The 782-nt window shown below is 61.6% G+C and carries 1 protein-coding gene; it reads left to right on the top strand.

The genetic code is table 11. From position 1 onward, the window contains the following. Window positions 1–92 precede the first annotated feature (92 nt). The gene (locus NW815_RS12395) at window positions 93–746 is read left to right on the top strand and encodes a VanW family protein (protein ID WP_414416074.1); all 654 of its coding nucleotides are present in this window, start codon (window positions 93–95) and stop codon (window positions 744–746) included. The last annotated feature ends 36 nt before the right edge of the window (window positions 747–782 follow it).

Here is a 782-nt window from a genome sequence, read left to right as displayed (position 1 = left end):
GGCCTTTCGCGCCAGCGGGACGGAGTCCTTGAAACCCCTTCTGACGGGCAAGGTGTGAGGTGAGAGGAAGGGTTGACCTGCGGAGGTTGGCTGTGTTGGTGGGGGCGCTACTGGCCCTTCTGGCCTTGTGGTGGACGGATCCCACGCCAACAACCCTAAGCCAATACGTTACTTCTTTGCAGGAGCGCACTCCTTCTCAACTCCACAACATTCGCCGAGCCGCCCAAAGCCTGGATGGGGTTTACATCATGCCTGCAGCACGCTCACGGGAACAGGCAGGAGCGATTTTTTCCTTCAACCAAGTGGTGGGGCCCCGCAGCCTGGAACGAGGCTATGTGCCCGCGCCGGTGTTTATGGTGGCCGAAACCCTGGATTCGGTTGGGGGAGGAATCTGTCAGGTGTCCTCTAGCCTTTACAATGCCGCTCTGTTGGCAGGGCTGGAGGTGGTGGAGAGGCACCCCCATTACCGGCAGGTAGAGTCGGTGCCCCCTGGCTTAGATGCCACCGTTTGGTACGGCTTGGCCGACCTCAAGCTGCGCAACCCTTTCCCCTGGCCGGTGCGCCTACGAGTTCAGATCCGCGGCCAAAACCTGATTGTGTCCGTGCTGGGACGGGGATCCCGCCACGCCCTGAGGATCCCACCCATCCGTGTAGAGGGGCACCGGCTGGATCCCCAGCATTTGCAGGTGAGCGTGTATCGGGGTAACGAGCGCCTCTCCCAAGATCGCTATGTCGTTGCTCCCTAGCCTCTCATCGCGCCAGCGGGACGGAGTCCTTTCGCG

It is taken from the genome of Synechococcus sp. R6-7 (assembly GCF_047461695.1).
In the GTDB taxonomy this organism is placed as follows: domain Bacteria; phylum Cyanobacteriota; class Cyanobacteriia; order Thermostichales; family Thermostichaceae; genus Thermostichus.
This window is presented reverse-complemented; position numbering and strand designations above follow the sequence as displayed.